Here is a 2,485-nt window from a genome sequence, read left to right as displayed (position 1 = left end):
CTTCACCTGGATCCCTCGGAGCCGGTGGACGAACGGCGGCGTGTCGAGCTGTACACGCTCGTGGACGAGGCGATGGCGGAGAGGCGGGACGGAAGTCTGGCGGCGTTGGGTGCCTTCCATTTGGCCTGGTCTGTCGGTCTGCTGAGGGAGCGGACGCTGATCGTCGCTCCCAACGGTGACGTGGCGGGACGCAGTTTCACGAACAAGAGGGCCCAGCCGAATGTGGCCAGGGCGGACATGTCCGGCAGCGGCCTGCCCTACTACCTGGAGGCGGAGGGCGGGCCCGATCACCTGAAGACGGACTGGCAAGGTAGGACGATCCGGATCCCGCGCGATGAGGTCATCGAACTGGCTGCGATGGATGAGGAGTTGGCGAAGCGGGCCGCGCGGGCTCCGCTGATGCTGGTGGTGCCGAATGCCGGGGACGGCGTGCCGTACATGCCGCGGCTCATCTCCTCCACTCTAAAGCGGCCAGTGTTTGCGCACATCGGCGTTCCCGAGCTGAAGTTCGATGCCACGGCACAGCAGTACTTCATCGATACGGTGCCTGGTGCACCGACCGGCAAGATGTTCCGCAGCGAACCGGATGACCTGGCGCCGGGCGGGGCTTCGGGTGCCGGCGAGAACGGTTTCATCGTTCTGGCCGACGGTTCGCAGCTCCCGGACCGGTACGTCCGGAGTTACACGCTGACCAATCCCCGGACGAGGCGGCCGGTAGGCCGCGCGGTGTTCACCCGTGCCGACATGGCGGCAAAGGAGCCGTACCTGAGGGACCCGGAGAACACGCAGTTTTACCACGTTGATCCGGTCACCTGGCAACAGATCTCCGCCACGGAGGACGGGCCGTGGATGGGGGAGGACGCCTACTACTTCGCGATGCACGGCATCCCGGGGTACGGCGCGGTGGTGGACGCCAGGAACGACCGGTCGCACGCGGCGGTCGGCGACCAGATCGGCGGGTTCCTTGCGCGCAGGGACAGCCTGACGACGCGTCCGCCCTGGCATCCGGTCGTGGCCATGATGTGCTCGGGCAACGCGGCCTCGGATGGCCCGCCGGCCACGGTCCACGTCGGCGCGGATGCTCCCTTCGTGGCCAATCCGCTGACGAACCCCCCGACGTTGCAGCGGGCGTCCAACGAGACCGACCGCCATTTCATCGTGTTCGACCGGGTCCACGGCCTGAGGCCACGCCCCGGCACGTACCTCATCGACCAGGTCCTTGTGGCCTCGGTCCGCGGTGTGTGGGGTACGGTGCAGAGGTTGCGGCCGGAGCCCGGGGTGGAGGTGCTCAGCCGCCTGGCCCGGGTGGCCGGGCTGCACACCGGGCCGGATCCTGTGCTGCCGGTGGAGCTGGAGCACACGATGCTTCTGGTGCGGGCGCTGCGTGAGGTGTTCTGGCATGAGATCGAGGACGACAGGGACGATCCGAACGGGAACTATCAGCGGCTGCTGCGTGGCATCGGTGCCCTTGAGCTGATGCGGCGTGCCGATCGCAAGCTCGACGATGGCGGTGCGTTCACCCTGGACCTGCTGGACCATGTGCTGCGCGCTTACCTCGAACAGTCGGGAACCCCGAAGCCGCGTCCGGCTGCCTTCGCGGATGTCGGCGAACTGCGTGCCGCTGTCAGTCGTGTATTGGACGCGGCGTGGCTGGCCAAGGCGTCCGGCGCTGTCACCGTGCACGACTTCGTCCCGCACACCGCACCGATGGCCCACCTCGACCGTGCCGTGGAGATGCTTCAGGGCATCACTCCGCCGGTCGCCGGAAACCTCGGGCTGCCGCCTCTGCCCGACTCAGGCCCCGAGCGGGAAAGAGTGTTCTGGGCCTTGGCCAAGGTGGCCCAGGCATGGATGTCGCATCCGCGGCCGGATGCGCTGGTTGCCAGGATCCTGCACCTGGCAGGACCGGTTACCCCCTCTGACCTGGGGTCGGCGGTGTTGCTGATGACGAATGCGGCGCTGCGCGGACAGGACGTGCACGACGAGGTCGGCTTGGCCGCGCTCCACCTTCAGGGGCGGGGCGCGCTGGCCCCGCCCGGCGAGATCCGCTCGCTCACCGGAAGGTACGTCGGCCGCAACCTGACCGGGCTGCCGATGCAAGGCCCGTTCGTCATCGACACCTACTATGTGTCACCGGACGGCACGGTCGCGAACGGCCAGCAACACATGCGCCGGTGGGGGTCCCGTGACGCGAACTCAGACCTCTACGTCCTGATAGTCGACGGCGACCAGTCCCACGGCGAGGTCGGCTTGCCCGACGGCACCACTCTCAGGGTGCCCTACGAGGAGATCGTCGCGCTGCTTCGGCAGGATCCCGCCCTGCAAAGCCGTGACCTGAAGGTTTCCCTCCTCGTCGTCGGCAGGAGGAGGGACGGTCTGGCGGCGTTCATGCTGAAGGATGCCCTGGCGGCCCGGGAGGGAACGGCCAGGACCACGTTGACCTCCGCCTATCCGGCCAGGGTGGAGCACGACAGCACAGCAAACC

The 2,485-nt window shown here is 67.9% G+C and carries 1 protein-coding gene; it reads left to right on the top strand.

Translation table 11 applies throughout. The features are described from left to right. Positions 1-24: 24 nt before the first annotated feature. Positions 25-2,485, top strand: a 2,461-nt coding sequence (locus AB0N07_RS50255) for a lonely Cys domain-containing protein (protein WP_365847604.1), incomplete at its 3' end; no start/stop codon positions are given.

Origin of the sequence: Streptomyces sp. NPDC051172 (assembly GCF_040682555.1) — a bacterium.
GTDB lineage: Bacteria > Actinomycetota > Actinomycetes > Streptomycetales > Streptomycetaceae > Streptomyces.
The sequence above is the reverse complement of the archived record's forward strand: the minus strand, read 5'-3'. Positions and strand labels throughout refer to the sequence as shown.